This is a genomic window from Paludibacter sp. 221 (genome assembly GCF_010501035.1).
Classification (GTDB): domain Bacteria; phylum Bacteroidota; class Bacteroidia; order Bacteroidales; family Paludibacteraceae; genus QVMH01.
The window spans coordinates 1-25299 of the sequence record NZ_QVMH01000031.1 but is presented as its reverse complement, the minus strand read 5'-3'; the positions used below and the strand labels follow the sequence as shown (position 1 = coordinate 25299).

Below are 25299 nucleotides of genomic sequence, written 5' to 3'. Positions count from 1 at the left end.
CAACGGTAACAGGTGTTACCGCCGAACATGGAGATTTCATCCTTGTTACTGCTTATCCTTTCAATTGGACTACAGCTGTTACTGTCGACCTTAACTGGCGTAACCAAAAGAATACTTACGACCCATGCCCTACAGGTTGGCGCGTTCCTGCTCAGGGCGAATGGAGTGATATTTTCCGTGGTGGCTCGGCTCCCGGAGCTAAAACTACTGCTGTAGCCAATACTTGGACATGGCATGATGCTGCTAACGGTACTGCCGGTTACGAGATTAAACCCGACGGCGAAACTACCACTTTATTTTTGCCCGCCGCCGGCTACCGCCACCACGGTAGTGGCGAGCTCTACAGCGTAGGGTCTGGAGGCTACTACTGGAGTGGTAGCCTTAGCAGTACGTATTCGCTCAGCCTGACCTTCGATGATAGTCTCGTGTATCCTGCGCCCAATAACGCCCGTGGGTACGGCTTTAGTGTACGATGTATTGCGGATTTGTAAAATTGTAGATAATCAAAAAAATAATCCGTCCGGAATTTATGTTTTCCAGACGGATTATTATATTATCAGTTGGGTTTCAACCAACTATAATTTTGCGCCTATATATTGATTTTGGGTTATTTCGGCAACAATACTATTCAGATAAACCTCAAGGTAGGTATATCCCGATTCATCCAAATCGTTTGCCGTTTTTCCCGGGTAGTTTTTTTCGAACCAATCATCAGGTATTCCGTCATTATCCGAATCAATCGGAGGTTCTTCGGCATAATATACAGGATAACCACCTACATCTTCGGGGGTATCAATGATACCTGAACGGCCTGTAACCGAACCTTTGAAACGAGGACGGCCTGTCATTGTTTCCTGCACTATGCGCAAATCTATTTCGTCGCGATATAGCGACGCTCCGGCATAAGCCAAAACCCATTTAAATGCTTCTTCCGGAGCATGTTGCAAAATAGGAGTACATTCAAATGCAACATCTTTTCTAGCCTCTTTTTTCTTCACACCCGAAGCATATGTCATATATTTCCAGTCATTCCCTTTAACCGGGTCACCATCATACATATAATTATCGGCAACATAGTAAAATCCGTGTCCGGGAGGAACTTCTTTAGGGTCTTTATCCATATCAACCTGAGTAATCACATATTTTTTCGAAACTTTCGTTGCCGGGCCTGCTTTATAATAGTTTGCAACTATATTATACTTTCCCGCGCTTTCGCCACCATACGACGCATTATCTCCCCAGTTGAAAATAACGTTATTCCTAAAGTCAACCCGTTCTTCATCATTCTGCGATTTATATTTCAAACCTGACCGTTTCCAACCATTAAAACGAGGGTTACGGCTGTTGTGATGGGCAAGCAAATTGTGGTGGAAACTTGCATTTTTACCACCCCAGATTCCACCGTAGCCATGCGCTCCTTTGGCATGCCCCGCATTGTTAAGCGACTCCGAAATGATACACCACTGCAAGGTAAAATCCTCGTTATCGTAAAACGAGGCACACTCGTCGATACTCCAGCTTATGGAACAATGGTCGATAATTACATTTTTAGTATATCTTCCTCCTATCGCGTCGCTCTCGTTTTCCAAATCTCTGTTACCCAAGCGGAAACGCAGAAAACGGACTATGACATTATCGGCATTTACTGTTATTTCATGATCGCGTATACAAATACCATCGCCGGGTGCCGATTGTCCTGCTATAGTCAGGTTACCTTCTTTTATTGATATTTTCCGGGTCAGAGCAATAGTGCCCGAAACCTTAAACATTACAATACGTGGATATTTTTGGCTCAAAGCCCACCGCAAAGTTCCCTCAGAGCCATCGTCGGCAAGCGATGTTACATACAACACTTTACCACCACGTCCGCCAGTTGCGTACATTCCGCCACCATACGCCCCCGGAAAAGCCGGTGTCTCAGCCAAAACACTTAATACTACAGCCAGAAACAAAGTTGTTATTAAAAATATTTTTTTCATAATATAAAATTATTTTTGTTTTTTCTTCTTTTTCACTTCTTTATTCAGTATGTCATCCGTAATAACGACCTTATATTCATTTTTGGAATCAAGTCGCTTTACACCCTCTTCTGTCCAAAAACATGGAGTTATGTATATAGATTCTCTTTTATCCTGATTTTTGCTTTGTACATAATAAGATACAAAGAAAGACATAAAATACTGTTTTTCTTTAGCTATCTCCCAAGCTATCCCTAATGGAGTTTGAACATCAACAACCTGACCTATTTCGACAAAGATATTATCTTTTTTAAAACCCGAATAACTGCCAAAACTACCATCAGCATGTTCTATTAATATCTTATTTTTCTTACTCGTATATTTTACATTTACTGTATCGATACCATATTCATTTACTATATCAACCACAATGCCCCTACGTGCAGCACACACAGTGTCATTATCGGAAACAAATCCGCTTGATTTCCAACTTTCCGGTTTCTCCTTGTCCAAATAAGTTTCTCCGGCATATTTTAAATTCCTATATTTCAAACTACTCCCTTGTAAATAAGGCAATGCATATACAAATAAGCTATCAACTTTAGGGTTTGTAATACCCCGTTGAAAACGTGTTTTATACGAAAATGTTATTGCATTATTTTTGTTGACAGGTTTCAGGTGAAACAAAATCCCATTATCATTTTTTATGGTTCCATAATAGTTGGACATGTGAGTATTTCGCATGTTCGAAAACTCAACAGTAACAGAATAACTTCCCGGAACAAATTTTTCATAATAAAACGTAACACTATTATCTTTGTTTCGTTCTGGCGTTATCTTTATTTTATCTTGTGAATAAACGGTAAATACAGATAGCAATGTAAGATAAACGAATATGGCTATTTTATGTAAAAAAGATATCCTCATAAGGCTACTATTAATAAAGATGTTTCACCAAACTGTTCAAATACACTTCTAAGTTCGTGTAATTTTTATCCAGCGTTTTTTCGTTTCCATCCGAAGCCTTATTTTTATTCAGTCCGTTCGCATCCTCCCATTCATCCGGTATACCATCACCGTCCGAATCTTTCAGAACTTTATTTTCATCAAAAGAATAAACGGGCCAACCACCTGCATCGCTTTGCGAATCGATAATTCCGTTTTTACTTCCGTTGGAGCCTGTATAAGTATATTTGTTATTACGTACCTCATCCACAATACGTATGTCCACTACATCACGCACAAACGATGCTCCGGCCTTCTCTAAAACAGCAGCATAAGCCTCGTGGGCTGTATGCACGACTTCATATTTGGTAATATCAAACTCAGTGGCAGCTTTTATACTTTCTTTATCAAAATCTTTATCGTACGACTTTATATTAGGTTGTATGCCTTTAGTCCAGTTGTCGGATGTCACTTCCTCGTTTTCGTCCATAACATTGCCTATTACGTAAAACTTGCCCCAAATGCCTTGTGGCTGCTTGTTGCTTCCATCGTCCGAGTTTGGTTGAAAAATACGATACATAGCACTTCCACCCCGTGCCCGGGTAGCCGGTCCGGGCTTATAATAATTGTTTACCAGATTATATACACCACCTTCGCCAGCATATCCGCTGTTCATTCCCCAGTTGTATATCACATTATTACGGAAGTCTATTTTCTCAGCTTCAGCATCGTTGCTATAACGGCTCCCACAAAAACGGGGATTTCTACTATCATGATGTGCCAGTAGGTTATGGTGGTACGAAACGGTTTTTCCACCCCATATTCCGGCATATCCATGCGATCCTTTACCATGTACCGAATTACGCAAACTTTCTGAAACTATGCACCATTGCATTGTAAAGTTAGAGTTGTCATAAGCCGAAGCACATTCATCCGTACCCCAACTCATCGAACAATGGTCGATAATTATATTGGAACGTCCTGTACAAGTAATGGCATCGCCTTCTACCGCTTTTTCATCTCCCATACGGAAGCGGATAAAGCGGATAATGACGTTATTTGCTTCTATTATTACAGGATAATTCTTGATACAGATACCATCGCCCGGAGCCGACTGTCCGGCAATGGTAAGATTGCTGTTTTTCACCCTCAGAGGAGAGTTAAGTTCAATAATACCTGCAACTTTGAAAAGAACGGTCTTAGCGCCCGGCTGATTCAATATATACCGTAAGGTTCCCGGCTTTTGAACATCATCCTCCAAACTGGTGACATAAAAAGCCAATCCTCCCCGTCCTCCTACAGTATAAGCTCCGGCACCTTCTGCTTCCGGAAAAGCAAGAACTTTATCCGGAGTATCATCTTCTTCGATATCGGCAGGAGAGTTATTGCAAGCTAACAACAGAAAGACTGAAAACAGAATAAGTAATTTTCTCATTTTATAGTATTAAAAAGAAAAAAGAAGTATTAAAGGTAGAAAAACACCTCAATACTTCTTTTTTTATTTAAAATTCTTTTTTAATCATTCGGATAACCATAGTCATTCCACAAAGCACCGTTGCTCGATGCTAAATTGATTTTAAATATTGGCCAATAATGACGGGAGTCTATAGTAGCTTCATCATAATAAAGCATATAAGTAGTAGGTTTCAGATATCGTCCGTCCGAACTGGATTCAAATATATTCTTTGCGACCCAGCCATTGTTCGAATCGAATCCGGTAGGGCGTCCAACTTCTCCCTTGCGCAATCCCCATACATTATTCATTACATAACCATTCAAACCTGAACCGGTATATACCAAACTATTATCTTGTTTGTATTGGAAGTAAATACTATCGCCTGTTTGAGTAAATTCTCCTGTATGCTGATCCAACTCGGCTATACGGCTCATTGTTGTAGTAAGGCTTTCTTTCAACTTACCCCAACGCATTAAATCATATTTACGTATATATTCTCCACAAAACTCAAATTTACGCTCTTCCATCAAATTTTCCATGTTCAATGGTTTTGATGTTAATCCGGCACGGGTACGAATTTTATCAAACTGCTCTTGTCCTGTCAATCCTGTAGTGTTTGCAGGTACATCTCCTGTTACACCTCCAATTTCGGCTTCAGCAAACATCAGCAATATATCAGCATAACGTATGATAGGATAATTTATTCCATCGTCGTTACCATTACGTTCTCGCGCCATCCATTCTATACGGAATTTATTCAGATAAAATCCGGATATTTTTTGCTCTTTCTGATACAAACGGTTGTCCGAAGCTGGAGTTCCCGGAAAAAGAGCTTCTCTTTTTGCCTCGTCCGAAACGGTTTTACTTGCGTTATCTTTTACCCATGTATAAGGCGCAATAGTGACGTCTCTACGTTTATCGCCTGCTTCAAAATCATACACGAAAGTCGGAACAATCATTTGTACTGCGTTAGTCGAACCACTTGTGTTATTTTTCAGAGCTTTCAGCGCATCTGTTGATTTCACTGTGTTATAATTCAGAAATTGTCCGCGAGCACCATTTGCAAATGGCATTTCCCATATAAACTCGCTGTTCGAGTAGGTTGTATTATCGGTACATATGTCTTTAAACACCTTTTCGAAAGAAGTCTGCAATTTACTATCATCATTTTTTATTATTTCAGCACATGCGTTCAGTGCTTCTTCGTAAAGAGCTTTACGGAGGGCTGCGTCCTGAGTATTTAGCTGAACTTTATATGGAGCAGTACCTCCTCTTTGTATAAAATCGGGACGCAACGCATAACCTGCATACATCATATTATTACGTGCCAGCAACCCTAAAGCTAAAGATTTACTTGGACGACCAGTATTGTTTTTAGCCACTCCGGGACAATCGGCCGACCAAGGCAACAATTCAGATGCACGTTTCAGGTCAACTCTCAATTGTTCGAATATAACATTGCGGTCTACTTTCTCCGAAAAAATAGATTCATTCGCATCCATAGCATGGAAACGAGCCGGTACATCTCCCCAGAATTTTATCATTTCGAGGTAAATAAAAGCACGCAAAGTTAATGCTTCGCCTAAAAAATACTGAAATTCGATTTGTTCTAAATCCGAGTATGTTTCGATACCTTGAATAACTAAATTTGCACGTTCAATCATAGTAGTAAGATACGACCAAGGGTCTTTTCCTGATGAGTGGCTCAAGTCTCCATCTTCATACTTCATGTTATAAATGGCGTAATCAGCTTTTCCGCTATTTTTACTATTATATTCGATGTCCGAATTCATTCCCTGATATCCACAAGACAATCGGTTACGATACGACCTATCAAGACCAAACTGCTCATAAATTCCTGCTATGGCCTGCTCTGTAAGCGCTACGCGTGTATATACAGTTTCCTCAGAAACAACCGACGGTGTTTCTGTTCCAAAAAAGTCAGAACACGCGGTCAGCAACACAGCCACAAATGCGATAATAATATATTTTATTGTTTTCATGTATTTCTATCGTTTAAAAAAATTCATTAGAAAGATAAGTTTAGACCTATATTAAATCCCCTGCTCTTAGGATATGCCGAAAAATCGACACCTACTGCCAATGGGTTACGTTTTGTACCAGTATCTACCTCAGGGTCCGAACCTGTGTATTTTGTCAGACAAAATAAGTTAGAACCTGTCACAAAAATCCGTGCATTTGAGATATAAGCTTTATTAATCCACTTATCAGGTAAAGAATAACCTATCGTTAAAGAAGACAAGCGTAAGAAAGATCCATCTTCCACAATGTTATCTGTTATGGCTATCGATGTCATTACCGGATTGTAAATGGTAGCTCCACTGTTCGATTCTGTCAATTGATTGCTTAAAACTGCATAATTTTCGCCTGTTACAAGATTGCTTGCATCTGTTTGTGCTGATGCCGGAATATAACTTCCACTCTCTGTAAATAATGAATAACGACTGCCATAAGCTACATTAGATGTATTGTTTCTTAATTTCGACTTATCGAATATTGTAGAATAATCCAATGCACTTAAATTAAGGATTTTATTTCCGTACGAGTAAGTAAAATTAGCATTCATATCCAATCGTCCCCAGCTTTCGCCTCCTACATGAGCAGAAATAGCAAAACCTCCTGTAAACAATGGCATTGTAGACCCTAAAATAGTTCGTTGTGGAGTCTCGCCCTTTTCGCCATCCAACTTCATCATACCGGGGCGGGCAGTACCTAAAATCGTTTCAATAGTATTTCCACTTTCATCCAACCATTTGTCGCTTGATGGATTGTAGCTCACAAAATCATCGGTCGTATACCAACCATTGGTTTTATATCCGTAAATACGTCCGATAGACTCACCCGGCTCTACTTTAAACTCAGTATCATTATTCAGGTAATTTGCGCTAAAATATGCTGTACTTACCGGAAATTCATCTAATTCGCCAAGACTTTTTACTGTATTTCTGTTGGCACTGATATTAGCATCAATAACCAATCCATAAGACAATCTGCTTGAACGTTTATCCAATATCACTCCACGAATTGACAATTCAGCTCCTTTATTTTCGGTAGAACCTACATTTCTGTATTGATAGTTATACCCTATCATCATCTTATATTTAAGAATCAAATCGGTAGTAGTGTTCCAGTAAATATCAACAGCACCGCTCAAACGTTCGCCAAAAAAACCATAGTCGATACCAAAGTTACGTGTAGTTGTAGTTTCCCATTTCAACGCTGGATTGGGAGCAATAACATCCGAACCACCTGTAGTCAGAATAGAACCAAAGTCTTCAATATAGTTCAATGAGCTTGAAAGATAACCCGGATACAAATAGCCTAAAGCAACGTTGTTATTTCCGGCTACACCATAACTCAAACGTGCTTTTAAATTCGACAGCCAATTACTGCTACCTGCCATAAACGGCTCATCCGAAACACGCCACGCTGCCGCTGCCGATGGGAAATAACCCCACTGGTTTTCTTTTGCAAAGCGGGTAGAAGCATCAGCACGCATAGTTCCTGTTAAATAATAACGCCCCTTATAATCATAATTCACACGACCAAAGAAAGACAACATATTATCCTTAGGATCAATGTAATTTTTGAATGAAAAATACGATGCTTGGTTCAATATTGTAAATATCTCCTCGCCTGAATAATATGGCTGATAGCCCGAACCTACGAAAGTAGTTGTTTCTCCTTTATTTACAATAGTCTCCTCACCTAATAAAACAGAAAGATTGTGCTCTTTATTAAATTTTTGCTTATATTCTAATGTATTTGAATTTCTGAATTTGGAAGAATAATTATTAGTCAAAAAAGCTGAACTATATCCCGATTCTCCACCGGCATTTGTTTTACCATCTCCTTCGCGCGAGTAATAAGTAGTAGGACCATAAAAACGCTCGGTTTCTACATGCCTTGAATCATAACCTACATCAGAACGGAAAGTAAATCGCTTCGCAAACTTATAAGTCAGATAACCGTTCATTGTCCATTTGTTATCTGTTTTATACTTATAGTTATGATTGATAGTAGTAATAGGGTCGTATAAACTACCGAAACTTTCTTCGTCGACCCCTGCCACCGGATTATCTTTAGTAAGCAGCTCTACAGGAGTGTAAGCGATAGCATTACGTACCCTCGATTCTGTTTTCGAGCCTGCATCATCCGCTGTATTTGCTCCCGAACCTAAAACCTCAGTATTTGTATAACGGGCTGTAAATCCTATAGTTAAATCCTTCAATGGTTTAAATTTTGCTTTCAGCGACAAGTTATTCCGTATATAATTGGAACCTTCCATAATGGCTTTATCATCAATGCGGCTATAGCTTGCATTGAAATTTGCATTCTTGTTTCCACCCGAAACAGATACATTATGATTGGAGTTAAAACCAGTACGGCCGAATGTTTTATCTTGCCAGTCGGTAGCCTCTACCCCTCCCCAATAATCCAACAGTTCGTTGATAGGAGTTTGATAATCACCATTTTTATTATTATCATGATAATATTGGTCGAAATAGGTAGCAAAATTTGAACCTAAATTGCTTTTTCCTTTTGCCAGATAAGCATATTCATATTGCATCAACGTAAAATCACGGCTATTAAGCATTTCGTATCTCTTAGCTATTTTTTTCCAACCGATGTAGCCCGAATAGTCTACAGATAAGCTATTCTTATCACCTTCGGCACTCGAGTCCTTGGTAGTAATAATAATTACCCCGTTCGCTCCTTGTGCTCCATATATGGCAGTTGCGGCAGCATCTTTCAATACGTCCATGCTTTGAATATCTCCGGGAGGAATATCATTGATATTGCTTACAGGAAAACCATCGACAATATAAAGCGGTTCGCTGCTCTGAGTAAGAGAACTACCCCCACGAACGCGAATTTTCACATCAGCATCAGGCGAACCTTCGGTTGTGGTAACACTCACACCCGCCAATTTACCTTGCAAGGCTTCTCCTGCGCTTGTAACCGGAATATCTTTCAGTTGGTCGGCTCCTACAGATGCAACACTTGTTACTAAGTCACGTTTTTTTGTTGTTCCGTATCCTGTAACTACAACATCATCCAACACCTGAGAATCATCTCGTAATGTTATATTCATCACGCTCGAAGAAATAACCAACTCCTGAGTTTGCATCCCTACATAAGAAACCAACAATGTATTTCCTCCTGATGGAACAGTAATATTATAATTACCATCAAAATCGGTTACGGTACCAGCCGTTGTACCTTTTACCATTATTGTAGCTCCAATAATAGCCTCGCCAGCTTCATCTGTTATTTTCCCCGAAACCTGCGACACTTGGGCTGATATAATACCAACTGTAAGAAAAAGCATACAGACGATGGAAAACAACCGGCTAAATAGATTTTTTTTATTCACTTTTTGCATTTTAAAAATGATTAGACTTGGTTGAACATTAAATTTATATTATTTTTTTTATTTCCAATAAAGAATTTACACGATACAAAAATATATACCTAAGAACAATGGCATGTGTAAAAAATGACGCTTATTAGTGCATTTTTTGACTTTCAAATAATCCTCTAATCGAAACAAAACACTAAAGTTCAATCGTTTAAAAAACAAAAGTACTTTAAAGAATGTAATAAATACTAATATTTATACAGGAAAAATAACTTATCTTTGCAACTCTGATTTGGTAATAATTATAAACAATATAACCATGTTACATCAACAAGACAAACAAACCTTACAGGAAAAAGGGATATCTGAAAACCTGATAACAGAGCAACTCAATGCTTTCAAAACAGGATTCCCGTTCCTTAAAATAATTAATGCTGCTGAAATTGGGAATGGTATAACAAAAGTGTCGCAGGAAGAAATAACAAAATACCAAGATGTATGGGATAAATACCTTCTGACAAATGCTACGATATTAAAGTTTGTTCCGGCATCGGGTGCTGCAAGCCGTATGTTTAAAGACCTTTTCGAATTTCTGGATAGTAATGAGAATGTACCGGGAAAGCATTTCGTTCAGAAATTCTTTGATGAGATAAACCGGTTCGCATTCTATCCCTCGTTGAACGAAGTTTGTTTAAAAAACAACAATAAATCGATTGATGAATTAATTGAAGCTAAGGAATACAAAGCCATCTTAAAAAACCTTCTTCATTCCGAGGGACTAAATTATGGTGCACTGCCTAAAGGTTTGTTATTGTTTCACTCCTACCCCGATGAAAAACGTACACCTGTAAAAGAACATTTAGTTGAAGCAGCCCTGTATGCTACAAACAAGGAAAATGAATCGAATGTACATTTTACTGTTTCGGAAGAACATAAAAGTCTGTTTGAAAAACATATAAACGCTTTTCTATCTGATTACGAACAAAAATACAATGTAAAATACTCCGTAACATTCTCAGAGCAAAAACCATCAACAGACACACTCGCTGCCGATGAAAACAACCAACCATTTCGCGACGAAAACGGCAACTTGGTTTTCCGTCCCGGCGGGCATGGTGCACTTATTGAGAATCTGAATGATTTAGAGGCCGACGTTATCTTCATAAAAAACATTGATAATGTGGTGCCTGATTCTTTAAAAGACAAGACAGTTACCTATAAAAAAATCATAGCAGGAATACTGGTCGACCTGCAACAGCAATCGTTTGAATATCTGAAACAGTTAAAGAACAAATCTATATCTGACGAAGAATTAAACGAAATTGCCGACTTTTGCGATAAACAACTGAATAATCAGAAACCGGACATAGAGTTGCTGAAAAAAGAAGAGTTACGCCAGTATCTCATCACAAAATTGAACCGCCCGATACGTGTGTGCGGTATGGTAAAGAACTCAGGCGAACCGGGTGGAGGGCCATTCCTTATAGAGAACAACGATGGCAGCATTTCGCCGCAAATACTTGAAAGCTCGCAAATAGATGTGAACAATTCGGTAGATAAGGCTAAAATGATGCGCTCTACACATTTTAATCCGGTAGATTTGGTTTGTGGCGTTAAAAACTACGAAGGAAAGAAGTTCGACCTATTGAAATACGTAGATAAAAATACCGGATTTATTTCTCTGAAATCCAAAAACGGAAAAGAGCTGAAAGCATTGGAGCTGCCGGGATTATGGAATGGTGCTATGAGCGACTGGAATACTATTTTTGTAGAAGTTCCGGTTGAAACATTCAATCCTGTAAAAACTGTAAATGATTTGCTGAGACCTGAGCATCAATAAACAGCTACAAGAAATTAGTTACGAGTTTACAAAAATTTGTAGCTAATATAAAATAAAAGCGAGAGTAGTTACAATAACTGCTCTCGCTTATTTTATAGGTTATGACTTAATTGCTAAAACTTATGTGTATTCAAGTCTTTATCTATTAACATGCCATCGATGGCTTTCAGGTCGAATTTCACCCGTTGTTTTGCTTTGAATTTTAAGACCAGAAGTTCTGTAGTTCCTTCCACAGCTTCTTTCTCACCTATATTCACAAAGGTAGGATACAATGCCTTCACACCATTTGTATGCAAACGGTCATTGGTCAGGTTTTCCATCTCTTTCAAATTCAGGACTTCTAAGCCTACATACTCATAGTTTTGAGGGTTGTACGGAAGAGCAAAACTCAAAGCGTTAACCGAACGAAGATTAGTTCCTTTTACTCTTACTTCGATTATCTCATCCTTATTATACGTTTGCTTAGCAGTAGTCAGTTGGATTTTACCATTCACTTTCTCTATCGTCTCATCGCTCACACCACCATCCAGCTGTGTAGCTACCACCGATATATCATAAGCGTCAATCAAATCATTCTTGTTGATATCGCCATTGCTGATATATCCTTCAAAGTCGCTGTCTCCCCTTCTTAGTCCGGTATAGTTGGTATAAGATGTCAAATCATTACTATCAATTTTGCCATCGTTATTGATATCGCCCGGAATATAGCTTTCAGTTCCCGGAACTTTGAATACATAAATCTCCTTACCCGAACCGAATCCGCCAACACCTTCGGTAACCGTCATTTTTATATAACGGGCTGTTGGATTTCCGGCAAATTCAAATACTTTTGCCTCATTGTCTTTTGCCCATTCAAAGGCACCAACTTCAGTCCAGTTTTCCTTATCCATACTGTAAGTCACCGAGCCTTTAAGTATTGTTCCGTTTCCGGCATTATCGCGAGGCAGGTAATGGAATTTATCAAGCTGGTTGATAGTTCGTAAATCCATAATAAGGTCGAACGGAATAGAGTTTTCGCCATATTTTGTATGCCACAACTCTCCTTCTTCGAAATCGAACAGTTTGAGTAGAGAACGTCCCTGATTCTGAGCGGTTGTCTCCCCTACTATACCTTGAATAGCAAACTCAAGCGGATTCGATTTTGTAGTCGCACTTAATGTTGTCCAATCAGAATATCCATCCTTATTCACAGCACGCAACTTGAACGAGTAAGTAGTTTCAGCCAGCAAACCATCAAAAAGAAGCTCTGTATCCTTAATGGTTGTATACATCATATTATTAAATTCTATTTCATAATAATCAGCATTTGCCACTTTATCCCAAGCTGGTTGCAATGTATATGCTTCTATGTTTTCTTCCGCAACTTTAGCATTTGCAGGAGCTGTTAATGCACCTGTAGAAACTTTATGCTTATCCTGAGTATTAAACACATATCCACTTATATTTAATGTTGTTGTATTAGCAGTAATATCAGTAGAAGCCAATTTTACAAGTAACTGTGGATTTTTCACAATCACTTCTTTCTCAAAATCGCTGCCTGCGGTTGCGTATTTATTCAAATTAGGCATTCCATCATAGAAGTACACATTTTCTTGATTTTCAAAATCTTCCAACGATTTTACTTCTGTCAGTTTGACTTTGCTTTTACCTATCTTAGCTGTAACTTTCTTAGGCTTTTCAGTAACATTAATTCTGAATTCAGTTGCTTTTTCTTTTACAAAACCACTAAACCCTCCTTCGGCAGGATGAATAGTTATCACAACATTGTTTTTAGCATCCACATTCGATTCGATTAAGGTAGTTACCCCTTTGCCCAACCTATATTCTTCGGTAACACCATCATCGTCGTATTCTGTAAAAGAGCTGTAACCGTCGGGATATATTTCGTATATACGGAGATTCTCGTTGATTTGCGTAACATTGTTATTCGGATTTACCATCGGGATAATTGCCCCGCTCTTTACAAAAACGGGAAGTTTCCAGATTGGCGAATCAAAGTTATTTATAATACATTCTCCCGTGTATATTTCTCCTGAGAAATAATCAATCCACTTACCTTCGGGCAGATAGATTCCGTTACGTATATCATTTCCATTATCATCACTCTTAGTAGCCTGGTAAATTGGTGCAACTAAGAAATAAGGCCCATATAAATACTGGTACTGGGTTGATTTACCCAAAGTATATTGATTTGGGTAATCCAGAAACATGGCTCTAATCATTGGTTTTCCGTCTACCGATTCTTTTGCGATGGTATAAGCGTACGGCATCAGTTCCGATTTCAGCTTAAGATACCAACGGTTAATAGAAGTAGCAGGCTCGCCCAAGGCATGCGGATATTTCTCGTTAGAGCCCCATCCGTCCATATTCAGTTGCATAGGAGTAAAGGTTTTCCACTGAAAATCCCGTGTATTTACAGTAAGATTTTTTCCGCCAAAAATACCGTCCATGTCCGAACTGATATTAGGATTTCCTGACAATCCTGAACCTATGTAAGTAGGGATGTGGAAACGAATGTATTCCCATACGCCTCCCGTTTGGTCGCCCGACCAGATACCTGCATAACGCTGAGTACCAGCCCAACCGTCAAGAGATATGATAAAAGGGCGTGCATTGTCTCCATAATAGGTCATTATCTGAGCCACATCTGTTACTCCGTTCAAACCGAATGAATATCCGGCTCCCACCCATGCAACATCGGTTTTCAGTACACGGACACCCGCATCTCTTACCTCTTTCACAATGTCACGTTGAAGCAACGCGCTTACATCCGGTTTAGGATGAAGGTCGGATTGCGTCCATAGCCCGATTTCCACACCGTTTTTATGTGCATAATCAGTCAATTCCTTCAGGTTTTTTACATTACCATCCAATGTTTCGGTTTGCCCGTACCCTGCTCCATATCCATCATTTGGCAGTAGCCATCCCAATGGCATGTCGTGGTTGTTATAACGGTCGATAACCGCACGTGCCGAAAACTGGTAATTATCTTTTTCTCCGTTCAGCGATTCTTTTATACCACCATTATCACGTTGGCTTTCTTTATATCGTTTCCCATCCTCAAACAGGATTCCTTTTTCATCTTCCACCCAATAATCACGGTTATAAGCATTCAGGTGGCCTTGATAAAATCCAAATTTAGGAATCAGCACAGGGAATCCCGTCAGTTGGTAAAAATCGTTCAAAAGAGCTACCGCACCATCATTCACCATATAAAACACATCTAAATAATCCGTTTCATGGTATAACTGGACAATACCTTTTTCTTTTGCTCCAAAGTCATATTTTCCCCTTTTGAAAGTGTACCACATTACACCATAGCCATTTGTCGACCAATAATACGGATTTGGAGAAGCCACACCGCCATCAGTCCAGCTATTCTGATTTTCGATGAAAATAGCCTTACCTTTATGCGAAAAACGTCCGTTCTGAACGCCACCACCATAAAAATACTCTTCGGAATTTTCCTTTAAAGTAACCGTTACTTTATTTTTTTCAAAAAGCACTGGCTCAGCTTCTTCTATCACCACCTTATTTGTAGTAAGGTTGATAACCTTTAAAAGCGAAGTGCTTTTATCCAATACTACATTAATTTTTGATGTAGAAATAGAAACAGTATTAGCATCTTCAGATACTTTAAGGTCGGAAACGTTTTTTCTTGGATTATCAACTAAAATCTGAGCTTCCGGCTTTGCTTCCGGGTCTCTTAAAATTCCGCCGGAATTGTCCTGAAAAACCCTGAAGATATTCTCTCCATAAAAATCGAACGTCATACGCTGATTTTCAGGTAACAATACATCTACTGTAGTAGGATTGATTTTTTTTACTCCAACAATGCTTTTGTTTTGTTGCGCTGCAACACCATTCACCAAAAACCATGGCAAAACAAAAGCAAGCAAAACAAATTTTCTTTGCTTACAATTACGAATTAAGTTTCTCATGTTTTTAATATTCTGTTAATTATGTGATTTTAAAACTACTCCAAATAGTTTTTCACATTTTTTCAAGATACGCAAAAGTAGTCAAAAGTATTCACATAAAGGTGTTATAGGATATTAAATACCAGAGAGGTTGTTTAAATTTTACTTGCAAGATAAATTTTGGTGATTTTTTTAGGGAAATTTTGACTTCATTTTACGAATTTTAGCGGGCTAAATGAGTAAAATGAGAGGTGAAATTTAGCTACACTCAACTTCGTGTCACAAAAAAGGACATAATTTATTGCGAAAAAGATATATTCAAAACTAGAATAGTTTCTTTGGGGGAAATTTAAAACAACCTCTAAGTTCTGGAGAATATTTTTCTATAAAAAGAACGTTACCCTAAAGCATGTCGATTCTGGTCAATATGAAATTATTGTCCAGCATTTCCTAACAGTTACTAAAATTTGATAAAAACCAACAAAAAGCCCTGTTGAATAAATATAATAAGAATTATTAGCAAAATGTTTTGTTTTTCAAAAAGGAATAGCTATTTTTGCACTCCGAATTTTGAAAAATAATCATTTAAATAATAAATAAATTATGATCGTAGTTCCTGTAAAAGAAGGCGAAAACATTGAAAGAGCATTAAAAAAATTCAAACGTAAATTTGAAAAAACAGGTGTTGTAAAAGAGCTTCGCCGTCGTCAAGCTTTTCATAAACCTTCAGTCGTAAAACGTGAGCAAAAAATCCACGCGGTTTACGTACAAAAAATGCAACAAAACGAAGATTAAGAGCAATTGGTAAAAAGGCATTTTGTCCTTTTTATGTGTTTTGTTTTTACTCCGTTGTTGTACAATATAATACGACTTCTCGATTATACTTTTACAATCAAGATAACAACAGTATGAGAAATTTATTTTTTCATACTGTTTTGTTGTATTATTTCATTTCTGATTTCAGCACAGACTGAGTCAACCGTGCCAATTCTTCAATTCGGTATAAAACCTCTGCACAGGAAGCCCCATTATATTGTAGTATGAGCCTTCTATATGCTCTACACCTACATAACCAATCCACTCCTGCACCCCGTAAGCCCCTGCTTTATCATAAGGACGGTAGTTTTCGACATAGTAGCTTATTTCATCTTCTGTGAGCTTTGCAAAAGTTACTTCTGACATTACAGAAAACGTTTTTCTACGCTTCTTGGTTGTGATACAAACTCCTGTTATCACTTCATGCATTTTGCCCGATAATGAACTCAACATTGATATTGCCTCTTCTTTATTTGCAGGCTTACCCAAAACCTCGCCATCCAGCCAAACAATAGTATCGGCCGTAATAAGCAGGGTATTATCATCTAAGGGATGAGCATTAGCTTTTTTTTCGGCCAAATAGCAGGGTATCTCAGCACCCGAAAGCCCATGAGGGTATGTTTCCTCCACGTCAATAGTTTTCACCTCGAAATCGATATTCAAACCTTTCAGAAGCTCTTGCCGGCGCGGCGACTGTGAGCCCAGTATTATACGGAATTTGTCTAAATGCGATAGCATAAATAGTTACAAAAAAATTAGTTATGAGTTGTAAGTCTTATTGCCCAACTAAAAACAAGCCAAACATGGTGATTCCGTACGTTTTAGCCTGAAGGTAATAAAATACAAGGCAATAAAGAACACCTATGAGCATAATGAATTTAGACAAGGTTGATGACTGATGGAAGTCGGAAGGAGTTTTAGCCCTGAAAACAAGATAAATCAAAACAAGCATTGGCACTATCAAACCTATTACGATATAACGTATAGTAAGCGTTCCCTCGAAAGGAATATATAGTTTGTTGACAACAAATAAGGCAATAACAGTGAGCAAGATTAAAACGCAGACAAATATCTTGGTTTTACCCATCCCCCATTTTATAGGCATGGTACGACATTCCATTTCGCGGTCGCCTTTTTCATCTTCCATATCTTTTATTACCTCGCGTATCCATGTCAGCACAAAAGCGAATACGGCAAAGCCTCCCACCCAACCATATATGGTTCGTGGTATGTTTGTTTCAAATATCAGGTTGCCATAGCTTTTGTACATGAAAGCCATCACGACTATAGCAACTATAAGCACCGACAAAGCCGTGTTGAAAGCAGTTACTATATTGCCTATAAGAAACTGACGTTTGTAATTGGACGAATAAAACCAAAGCAAACCGGGTGTTACAATAAAAATAAATGCTAATGTAAAACTTCCGGCAAGATACGAAAGACACAAGCCACACACCAGTCCTATGCCTGTAACAATCTGATAATAACGCATCGCCCTTTCCTTACTTATTGCCTTGCCTACAATTTGCTTTTCGGGGCGGTTTATAGCGTCTATTTTAACGTCGAAATAATCGTTTAAAACATAGCCCCCGGCAGCAGTAAACACCGTAGCCGCAACCAAAAGAACGAAATTAAGACCTAAAGAAATACTTTCAAACCCATAAACCTGCAATATAGGTGTAACTACCGACTGTTGCATCAAAAATTGCACCAACACAATAAAGAGAAGGTTCGGAAAACGGATTATTTTTAAATAATTCAGCATAAATACCGTTTAAGATTTGTGTACGGAGTAAATATCTTCACTGATAAATTTATATAGCTCATCAAGATTTCGTTTTCCTGCCAGCAAGTCAAGATGTTTTTCTATAACATTGCTGTCATTTCTGACCGCCGGTCCTGTTTGTGCTTCAAATGGAGATAATACCTGTACTTTTTTATAAGTTTCTTCTACCAACGGGCGCAACACCTCGAAATCGAATCCGGCATCTTTTACCAACTCTGAGCCAATCTCGTACATATGGTTTACAAAATTACAGGCAAAAACGGCCGACAAATGGAGCTTTTTTCTACTCTCCGAGTCTGTAAAATGAATTTTAGCTGTTAGCTCTTGAGCCATTTTTGTTATCACCTCCTCCGATTGCCTGTTAGCAGCCTCTATAAAAACAGGGATTTCCGAAAAATCCACAGCCCGCACTTTCGAGAATGTCTGCAAAGGATACAGCACACCATAATTTTCGGCCGCTCCGGCAAAAACACTCATAGGTATGCTGCCCGATGTATGAATATGCAGTGTATCAGGGTTTTGAAACAAAGATATAATACCAGTCAGCGCATTGTCGCTAACCGAATAGATGTAAACATCAACATCTTTTCTCACTTGCGAAAGCTCTGTAGTATATTCGGATTTAATTTTATCGGCCAGATGCTTTGCAGATGCTTGCGTACGGCTAAAGACCTGACATATATCAAACCCTTTCTCGTTCAAAGCCGTTGCCAAATGAACCGCAACATTCCCCGCCCCTATAAAAACTATCTTCATAGTGATTAGCTACCAGTTAATAGTGATTAGTCTTTCGAATATATACAAATTAACACTTTTCCCTTTTACCTCTTACAACCCGGCTTCTACCCTTTCCCCTTCTTTACTCCAAATACAAGAATAACTCCGGCTACTATAAGCAGCACAGGCCAGATAAAATTAGACCATTGGCTGGTTAACTTTATTATATCGGAAATACGCAACAACACACCCACTAACAGCAATATCCATCCAACACTCTTGTTGCGGTAGCAAATAAGAAAAATGACACCTATAAAAATTGGATAATTCCTTACATCATACAAAACTCCGGCTACATTGGCAGGTACGATTCCCAATTGTTTCAACAGAAACAAGATACCGAACAAAAGTAGGGTCACCCCCCATGCTAAACGACTATCTTTTTTCATTCTTTTTTAAAATTTTTCTTCGTGAATCTTATCATAAGATAATTTTTCTTCATCATAAGGCTTACGCTCTTCATCAGGGTAACCGATTGACACAACATTCAGTACCGCATAATGCATTGGTATATTCAGCAAGGTACAAATATAATCGGAGGCAGTCTGCCCTTCCTCTTTTTCGCGGTTATACACCTGCACCCAGCAACTTCCCAATCCTAATTCCTGCGCCTGAAGCTGTATGATGATAGAGGCAATAGAAGCATCCTCGAACCACACATCGCTCTTGGTAGTATCTGCTACAACTACAATACCCAAAGGAGCGTTCTCCAATAGTTTAGAACCATTGGGGCGGCACTCCGAGAGTTTCTGCATCGTGTCTTTATCCTGCACAACTACAAATTCCCAAGGGTTGCTGCGTTTTGATGCCGGCGACATTAAAGCAGCAGTTGTAATCTGTTTTATCTTTTCCGGCTCCACAGGTTTATCCTGATACTTGCGAATACTCCGGCGGGTTTTCACTAATTCAAAAAAACTATTCATATATCTTCGTTCATTAAAGTATTGTACGTAATAGGCTAATTTATTTCATACATCGCCGCTACTAGTAACTAGTAACTTAGTCACTATTATTGTTTCGCTGTAATCAAATAAGCTATCGGGCTATTCGCTTTTATAATGCCCTCAATTTGTGCAAAAGGCAACCTGACCTCAGTATGTCCAAACGAATATGGTGCTATCTCATAAGGATTGAAAACGTAGTTTATCCCTTCGGTCGTAATATAAAAATTACCATTCGGCCTAATCTGGTCTACCCAATAATTCTCAACAAAATCGGCTTCCGAACTCGACAGTCCGTTGTTTTCAGCAATATATTTTTTCATCAATTCAGTAACACGGGGTTTATAACCATCTACAAACAAGTCATTCTCAGTTAGCAATTTCCCATCTCTTAAATCATAATTATAATACAGGCGGTGGGTTATTCCGTGAGCTCCACCCATATACACATACAAATCGCTACCGTACGAAAATAGATGTCCGTCATTCAGCAATGCAAACGACTCCAACATATAATCATTGTTATACGCAAATCCGATTTCATCGGATGCCAAATCCTCCACAAACGGAAGATTATTAGCACGATACTCCTTCTCCATGCTAAGTGCAAAACGCTGTAGAATCTCACTATTGGCATATTGCAGGTATTTATTGCCAAACAGTTTTTCCACTATATCATTCCTGACACTTTTCAGCACAGCCGCATCTTTATATTTCGATGGTATTTCTATCCTTGCATTCACTTCCAGCACACCCTTTACGGTGTCTTGTGTCAAGTAATACTTTTTACTGAACTGAAACAATTCGGTTTCAACCACATCAGAGCCACAAGAATAAAAGAAAAAGACCGTAAGAAGGCAAGCAGAAAAACGGAAAAAATTCTTTTTCATAACATTGATATTTGGATTTAAGAAGCAAAATTACGATTTTAATGTGGAAAAAACACAACCGACGAATAAATGATATTGATTTGTTAGTTAAATTCAATCTTTTTCACAAAAAAAGAATGAGCCTGCATATCTCAAAAAAAAGTATTATTTTTGCAGCTAAAATAAAAATTATCCAACAATTTTTTAGTAAAATCAATGAAAGTATTAAAATTTGGCGGAACATCCGTAGGTTCTGCTGCCCGTATTAAAGATGTCGCAAACTTAGTATGTGATGGGGAACAGAAAATTGTTGTCTTATCGGCTATGTCCGGAACGACAAATAGTTTAGTAGAAATCTCGGACTATTTCTACAAAAACAACATGTCCGGCGCATTAGAAAAAATCAATATGCTGGAGCAAAAGTATTTCAGCACTATCGACGAATTATTTTCGACCGAAAAATATAAGTTAGAATGTACCGAGATTATAAAATCTCATTTCGAATATATCCGTTCATTTTCAAAATCAGTTTTTACTGTTTTCGAAGAAAAAGCCATCCTTGCACAAGGCGAGCTTCTGTCGACGGCAATGTTTCACCTGTATATGCTGGAAAATGAAAAGAGCAGCGCACTACTTCCGGCACTCGAATTTATGCGCATCGATAAAAACGCAGAACCTGATACTGCCTATATCGCCGAGCATCTGGCTAAGTACGTTGAAGAAAACGCATGTGCCGACATTCTTATAACGCAAGGATATATCTGCCGTAATTTCTATGGCGAAATAGACAACTTGCAACGGGGCGGTAGCGACTATACAGCATCGCTGATAGGAGCTGCAATCAATGCCGCCGAAATCCAGATATGGACTGACATTGACGGAATGCACAACAACGACCCTCGCATAGTAGAAGGAACTCAACCTGTGCGCATGTTGCATTTCGAAGAAGCTGCAGAATTAGCATACTTTGGAGCGAAAATACTTCACCCCACTTGTATACTGCCTGCTAAACTCAACAACATACCGGTGCGCTTGTTGAACACCATAGAGCCAAAAGCTCCGGGAACGCTTATTTCGAATCAGATAGTTAAAGGTAAAATCGAAGCTGTTGCTGCAAAAGACAATATTACTTCAATCAAAATCAAATCGGGGCGGATGCTGTTGGCTCACGGATTCCTTCGCAAGGTATTTGAGATTTTCGAATCATACCGCACGCCTATCGATATGGTAACAACCTCCGAAGTAGGAGTTTCTGTAACTATAGATAATACAAAACATCTGGACGAGATTGTAAACGACCTGAAAAAATTCGGAACCGTTACAGTTGATTCCGATATGGTTATCATCTGCGTGGTAGGCGATATGCCGTACGAAAACGTAGGATTCCAAGCAGAGGTAGTAAATGCGCTGAAAGACATTCCTGTCAGGATGATTTCATACGGAGGAAGCAATTACAACATTTCCTTCCTCATCAAAGCCGAAGACAAGAATAAAGCACTCAATGCATTAAGCAAAAACTTATTTTAATCAGATTGCTTTTCGGGTAAAATCAAACAAAAGGTTTTACCCGAAAAAATATTTACCCCCTTTACACCACATATATCTTACCTTAGTATTATGTTAAAAGCTAATTATCCGGTTCAGAAATTTGAAAAGATCGAAACACCATTTTATTATTACGATTTGGATTTACTTCGTGATACATTGAAAGAAATTCATCGTTGTATTGATAAAGACTCCAACTATCATGTGCACTATGCCATGAAAGCAAATGTAAACGCAGAGGTATTAAGAGAGATTAAAAATGCAGGTTTCGGAGCCGACTGTGTAAGTGGTGGCGAAATTCAAGCTGCTATTGATGCAGGGGTACCCACCGACAAAATAGTTTTTGCGGGAGTTGGAAAAGCCGACTGGGAAATCAACCTCGGATTGGACAACAACATCTTTTGCTTTAATGTAGAATCGCTTCCCGAGCTTGAAGTAATCAACGAACTGGCAGCACAAAAGGGCAAGGTAGCACAAGTAGCCTTACGCATCAATCCGAATGTAAACGCCAATACGCACCATTATATAACCACCGGACTTAACGAGAATAAGTTTGGTATCAATATGGATGATTTAGATACGGTAATCGAAACTTTCCCGAAACTAAAAAACGTGAAACTGGTAGGAATCCACTTTCATATCGGGTCGCAAATTACTGACATGACTTCGTTCCAAGGCTTATGTGTGCGAGTCAACGAAATTCAGGAGTATTTTACATCGCGCAACATTGTATTAGACCATATCAACGTAGGTGGCGGTCTGGGTATTAACTACGAGCATCCTAACCACTTCCCTATCCCCGATTTCGAAGCGTATTTCAATGTATTTCGTGGACATCTGAGCCTTAAGCCACATCAAACCCTGCACTTCGAACTAGGACGCTCGGTGGTAGGGCAATGTGGAAGCCTTCTGTCGCGTGTATTGTACATAAAACAAGGCGCTACAAAACAATTCGCCATACTGGATGCTGGTTTTACCGACCTTATCCGCCCAACGCTATATCAGGCATATCACCGAATTGAGAATCTTACCTCGGAAGCAAACGAAAGTGAATACGACATTGTAGGGCCTATATGCGAATCGTCCGACACGTTTGCCAAAGCATATAAAATGAACGGAACAAAACGCGGCGATATAATAGCCTTACGCTCGGCCGGAGCTTATGGCGAAATTATGGCTTCTCGATACAACTTGCGCAAACTCCCCAAGGCTTACACAAGTGACGAACTAAAATAAATTTTATTGCTAATAAAAACCTTATATTTGCTTCGTTTGACTATCGGTTTGATTTACCAAATGTCATACGGAGCATATAATTTTATAAAGACTTGTATTAAATGGATATTTTAGGATTCTATTTCTCGTGGGCCGAACTTGTTACTTTGGCAATAATGCTTCTCATGTTCGTTTATCAGACCTGTTTTTATTTTCGCTATCTTTCAGGCATAATCCGCCAATCGAAAAAGATAAAAAAAAATAAAATTGAATTCAGCACTGCACAACCACCTGTATCGGTTATTATTGCTGCCAAGAACGAAGAAAAAAACCTGCAGGAATTTCTTCCTAAAATACTGGAACAAGATTATCCCGAATTTGAAGTGATTGTAATAGACGATGCTTCGGCAGACGATACAAGCATCATTCTCGAACAATTCAAAGATAAATATCCGCACCTCCGCACTACATTTGTTCCGGTAGGGGCTAAAAACCTCAGTTCGAAAAAACTGGCTGTAACACTTGGAATAAAGGCAGCTAAACACGACATACTGTTGTTTACTGACGCAGACTGCTCACCCGAAAGCAACCAATGGATTTCGCACATGGTAAGAAACTTTACCCCCGAAACTGATTTTGTACTGGGTTATGGCCCCTATTATAAAGAAAAGGGATTGTTGAACAAACTTATCACTTACGACACACTGTTTGTTGCTATGCAGTACATGGGAATGGCATTGGACGGAAAACCTTATATGGGTGTGGGACGAAATTTGGCTTACAGGAAAGATACCTTTTTCAACCTGAAAGGATTCAGTTCGCATTTAAACCTATTGTCGGGCGACGATGATTTGTTGGTAAACAAAGGCTGTAGCGATAAAAACACCCGTATAGAAATATCGCCCGAAAGCATAATGTGGTCCGACCCTAAAAAAACATTCAGAAATTGGTATTACCAGAAAACCCGCCACCTGTCAAGTTCAGTAAAATACAAAGCATCAACTAAAAAGCAATTAGGAATAGAACCTGTAAGCAGAGGGCTGTTTTACCTCGCCTTTTTGTTGATTACCTTGTTTGGAAATATTGTTACTATCATAGCAGGGGGAATTTTACTGCTCGTGCGCCTCATTACTCAGATGTGCGTAATAAACCGAACATCTAAGCTATTTCACGGAGATAAGTACTACCTAAGCATCTTGTTTTTGGATATTTTCCTCCCCCTGTTTACCCTGTTTGTTATGCTTACAGGAAAAACTAAAAAGGATAAAATTAGGTGGAAATAAACCTTATCATATAAACAAAAACAGAGCTATTTTTTCAGTAGCTCTGTTTTTGTTTATAATTTATTTTCTGTTATTCAAGCCCGCCACTTTCCGGCTTGTACCATTGGATTATCTAATACACACTCGTATATATTATAAATCCGCAATACACCGCACACTGAAGCCGTACGTACGATAATGTTGGGTTACAGGGGCCACAACACTACCATTAAAATACAAGTAGAGCGAGTACACACTGCTAAGGCTACCACTCCAATAGTAGCCATCAGCACCTACACCGTATAATTCGCCGGTACTGCCAAAGCGGCTACCAGCGGCGGGCAAAAAGAGAGTAGTAGTTTCACCATCTGGTTTAATCTCGTAACCGGCAGTACCGTTAGCAGCGGCGTACCATGTCCAAGTATTGGCTACAGCAGTAGTTTTAGCTCCGAGAGCCGAGCCACCACGGAAGATATCACTCCATTCACCCTGAGCGGGAACGCGCCAACCTGTAGGGCATGGGTCGTAAGTAGTATTCTTTTGGTTACGCCAGTTAAGGTCGACAGTAACAGCTGTAGTCCAATTG

The 25299-nt window shown here is 38.9% G+C and carries 19 protein-coding genes; 6 read left to right on the top strand and 13 right to left on the bottom strand.

The genetic code is table 11. The annotated features are described in order from the left end of the window. Nucleotides 1-491, top strand: a 491-nt coding sequence (locus D0T49_RS07805) for a fibrobacter succinogenes major paralogous domain-containing protein (protein ID WP_239057034.1), incomplete at its 5' end; no start/stop codon positions are given. A gap of 84 nt (nt 492-575) precedes the next feature. Here D0T49_RS07805 and D0T49_RS07800 read toward each other — a convergent pair. From D0T49_RS07800 to D0T49_RS07780, 5 genes are all read right to left on the bottom strand, one after another. Further along, nucleotides 576-1979, bottom strand: coding sequence for a polysaccharide lyase family 1 protein (locus D0T49_RS07800; protein ID WP_163630077.1), 1404 nt, complete (start codon nt 1977-1979; stop codon nt 576-578). 9 nt (nt 1980-1988) lie between these two features. Next, entirely contained in the window at nt 1989-2885 is an 897-nt protein-coding gene (locus D0T49_RS07795; protein WP_163630075.1) for a hypothetical protein, read from the bottom strand. Between the two features lie 10 nt (nt 2886-2895). Further along, entirely contained in the window at nt 2896-4338 is a 1443-nt protein-coding gene (locus D0T49_RS07790) for a polysaccharide lyase family 1 protein (RefSeq protein WP_163630073.1), read from the bottom strand. An 80-nt stretch (nt 4339-4418) separates the two neighbouring features. Continuing rightward, nucleotides 4419-6362 carry a RagB/SusD family nutrient uptake outer membrane protein gene (locus D0T49_RS07785; protein WP_163630071.1) on the bottom strand — a complete coding sequence of 648 codons (1944 nt, stop codon included), beginning with the start codon at nt 6360-6362 and terminating at the stop codon, nt 4419-4421. Nucleotides 6363-6388: 26 nt separating this feature from the next. Further along, a complete protein-coding gene (locus D0T49_RS07780; protein WP_163630069.1) occupies nt 6389-9757 on the bottom strand; it encodes a TonB-dependent receptor in 3369 nt (1122 codons plus the stop codon). A gap of 304 nt (nt 9758-10061) precedes the next feature. Here D0T49_RS07780 and D0T49_RS07775 point away from each other — a divergent pair, with 304 nt between their 5' ends. Beyond that, nucleotides 10062-11582: a DUF4301 family protein gene (locus D0T49_RS07775; RefSeq protein WP_163630067.1), complete on the top strand. Its 1521-nt coding sequence runs from the start codon at nt 10062-10064 to the stop codon at nt 11580-11582. 113 nt (nt 11583-11695) lie between these two features. Here D0T49_RS07775 and D0T49_RS07770 read toward each other — a convergent pair whose 3' ends face one another. Then, nucleotides 11696-15523 carry a TIM-barrel domain-containing protein gene (locus D0T49_RS07770; protein WP_163630065.1) on the bottom strand — a complete coding sequence of 1276 codons (3828 nt, stop codon included), beginning with the start codon at nt 15521-15523 and terminating at the stop codon, nt 11696-11698. Between the two features lie 582 nt (nt 15524-16105). On the opposite strand from D0T49_RS07770, the gene rpsU reads away from it, so the two are divergent. Continuing rightward, nucleotides 16106-16297, top strand: a complete 192-nt coding sequence (gene rpsU / locus D0T49_RS07765) for a 30S ribosomal protein S21 (RefSeq protein ID WP_163630063.1) — start codon at nt 16106-16108, stop codon at nt 16295-16297. Nucleotides 16298-16477: 180 nt separating this feature from the next. Here rpsU and D0T49_RS07760 read toward each other — a convergent pair whose 3' ends face one another. The 6 genes from D0T49_RS07760 to D0T49_RS07735 all read right to left on the bottom strand — a co-directional run bounded on the left by D0T49_RS07760 (nt 16478) and on the right by D0T49_RS07735 (nt 20712). After that, nucleotides 16478-17056, bottom strand: coding sequence for a Maf-like protein (locus D0T49_RS07760; RefSeq protein WP_163630061.1), 579 nt, complete (start codon nt 17054-17056; stop codon nt 16478-16480). A 37-nt stretch (nt 17057-17093) separates the two neighbouring features. Then, entirely contained in the window at nt 17094-18083 is a 990-nt protein-coding gene (locus tag D0T49_RS07755) for a geranylgeranylglycerol-phosphate geranylgeranyltransferase (RefSeq protein WP_163630059.1), read from the bottom strand. Between the two features lie 9 nt (nt 18084-18092). Beyond that, the gene (locus D0T49_RS07750) at nt 18093-18860 is read right to left on the bottom strand and encodes a Rossmann-like and DUF2520 domain-containing protein (protein ID WP_163630058.1); all 768 of its coding nucleotides are present in this window, start codon (nt 18858-18860) and stop codon (nt 18093-18095) included. Nucleotides 18861-18946: 86 nt separating this feature from the next. Further along, complete coding sequence (locus D0T49_RS07745; RefSeq protein WP_163630056.1) at nt 18947-19270, bottom strand: hypothetical protein; 324 nt, start codon at nt 19268-19270, stop codon at nt 18947-18949. Between the two features lie 6 nt (nt 19271-19276). After that, nucleotides 19277-19804: a nitroreductase family protein gene (locus tag D0T49_RS07740; RefSeq protein WP_163630054.1), complete on the bottom strand. Its 528-nt coding sequence runs from the start codon at nt 19802-19804 to the stop codon at nt 19277-19279. Between the two features lie 86 nt (nt 19805-19890). After that, nucleotides 19891-20712 (bottom strand): RsiV family protein, encoded by an 822-nt coding sequence (locus D0T49_RS07735; RefSeq protein ID WP_163630052.1) that lies wholly within the window; start codon nt 20710-20712, stop codon nt 19891-19893. A gap of 195 nt (nt 20713-20907) precedes the next feature. On the opposite strand from D0T49_RS07735, the gene D0T49_RS07730 reads away from it, so the two are divergent. The 3 genes from D0T49_RS07730 (at nt 20908) to D0T49_RS07720 (ending at nt 24734) form a co-directional block, all read left to right on the top strand. Beyond that, a complete protein-coding gene (locus tag D0T49_RS07730) occupies nt 20908-22218 on the top strand; it encodes an aspartate kinase (protein WP_163630050.1) in 1311 nt (436 codons plus the stop codon). A 90-nt stretch (nt 22219-22308) separates the two neighbouring features. Next, on the top strand, nt 22309-23472 hold the full coding sequence (gene lysA / locus D0T49_RS07725; RefSeq protein WP_163630048.1) for a diaminopimelate decarboxylase: 1164 nt from the start codon (nt 22309-22311) through the stop codon (nt 23470-23472). 101 nt (nt 23473-23573) lie between these two features. Next, complete coding sequence (locus D0T49_RS07720) at nt 23574-24734, top strand: glycosyltransferase (protein ID WP_163630046.1); 1161 nt, start codon at nt 23574-23576, stop codon at nt 24732-24734. Between the two features lie 132 nt (nt 24735-24866). Here the strand turns inward: D0T49_RS07720 and D0T49_RS07715 are convergent. Then, nucleotides 24867-25299, bottom strand: a 433-nt coding sequence (locus tag D0T49_RS07715; protein ID WP_304623087.1) for an FISUMP domain-containing protein, incomplete at its 5' end; no start/stop codon positions are given.

Bases quoted from the DNA above. Each gene is read 5' to 3' on its own strand.
- D0T49_RS07800 (WP_163630077.1), bottom strand. From the start codon at position 1,979: ATGAAAAAAATATTTTTAATAACAACTTTGTTTCTGGCTGTAGTATTA.
- D0T49_RS07795 (WP_163630075.1), bottom strand. From the start codon at position 2,885: ATGAGGATATCTTTTTTACATAAAATAGCCATATTCGTTTATCTTACA.
- D0T49_RS07790 (WP_163630073.1), bottom strand. From the start codon at position 4,338: ATGAGAAAATTACTTATTCTGTTTTCAGTCTTTCTGTTGTTAGCTTGC.
- D0T49_RS07785 (WP_163630071.1), bottom strand. From the start codon at position 6,362: ATGAAAACAATAAAATATATTATTATCGCATTTGTGGCTGTGTTGCTG.
- D0T49_RS07775 (WP_163630067.1), top strand. From the start codon at position 10,062: ATGTTACATCAACAAGACAAACAAACCTTACAGGAAAAAGGGATATCT.
- D0T49_RS07770 (WP_163630065.1), bottom strand. From the start codon at position 15,523: ATGAGAAACTTAATTCGTAATTGTAAGCAAAGAAAATTTGTTTTGCTT.
- rpsU (WP_163630063.1), top strand. From the start codon at position 16,106: ATGATCGTAGTTCCTGTAAAAGAAGGCGAAAACATTGAAAGAGCATTA.
- D0T49_RS07760 (WP_163630061.1), bottom strand. From the start codon at position 17,056: ATGCTATCGCATTTAGACAAATTCCGTATAATACTGGGCTCACAGTCG.
- D0T49_RS07755 (WP_163630059.1), bottom strand. From the start codon at position 18,083: ATGCTGAATTATTTAAAAATAATCCGTTTTCCGAACCTTCTCTTTATT.
- D0T49_RS07750 (WP_163630058.1), bottom strand. From the start codon at position 18,860: ATGAAGATAGTTTTTATAGGGGCGGGGAATGTTGCGGTTCATTTGGCA.
- D0T49_RS07745 (WP_163630056.1), bottom strand. From the start codon at position 19,270: ATGAAAAAAGATAGTCGTTTAGCATGGGGGGTGACCCTACTTTTGTTC.
- D0T49_RS07740 (WP_163630054.1), bottom strand. From the start codon at position 19,804: ATGAATAGTTTTTTTGAATTAGTGAAAACCCGCCGGAGTATTCGCAAG.
- D0T49_RS07735 (WP_163630052.1), bottom strand. From the start codon at position 20,712: ATGAAAAAGAATTTTTTCCGTTTTTCTGCTTGCCTTCTTACGGTCTTT.
- D0T49_RS07730 (WP_163630050.1), top strand. From the start codon at position 20,908: ATGAAAGTATTAAAATTTGGCGGAACATCCGTAGGTTCTGCTGCCCGT.
- lysA (WP_163630048.1), top strand. From the start codon at position 22,309: ATGTTAAAAGCTAATTATCCGGTTCAGAAATTTGAAAAGATCGAAACA.
- D0T49_RS07720 (WP_163630046.1), top strand. From the start codon at position 23,574: ATGGATATTTTAGGATTCTATTTCTCGTGGGCCGAACTTGTTACTTTG.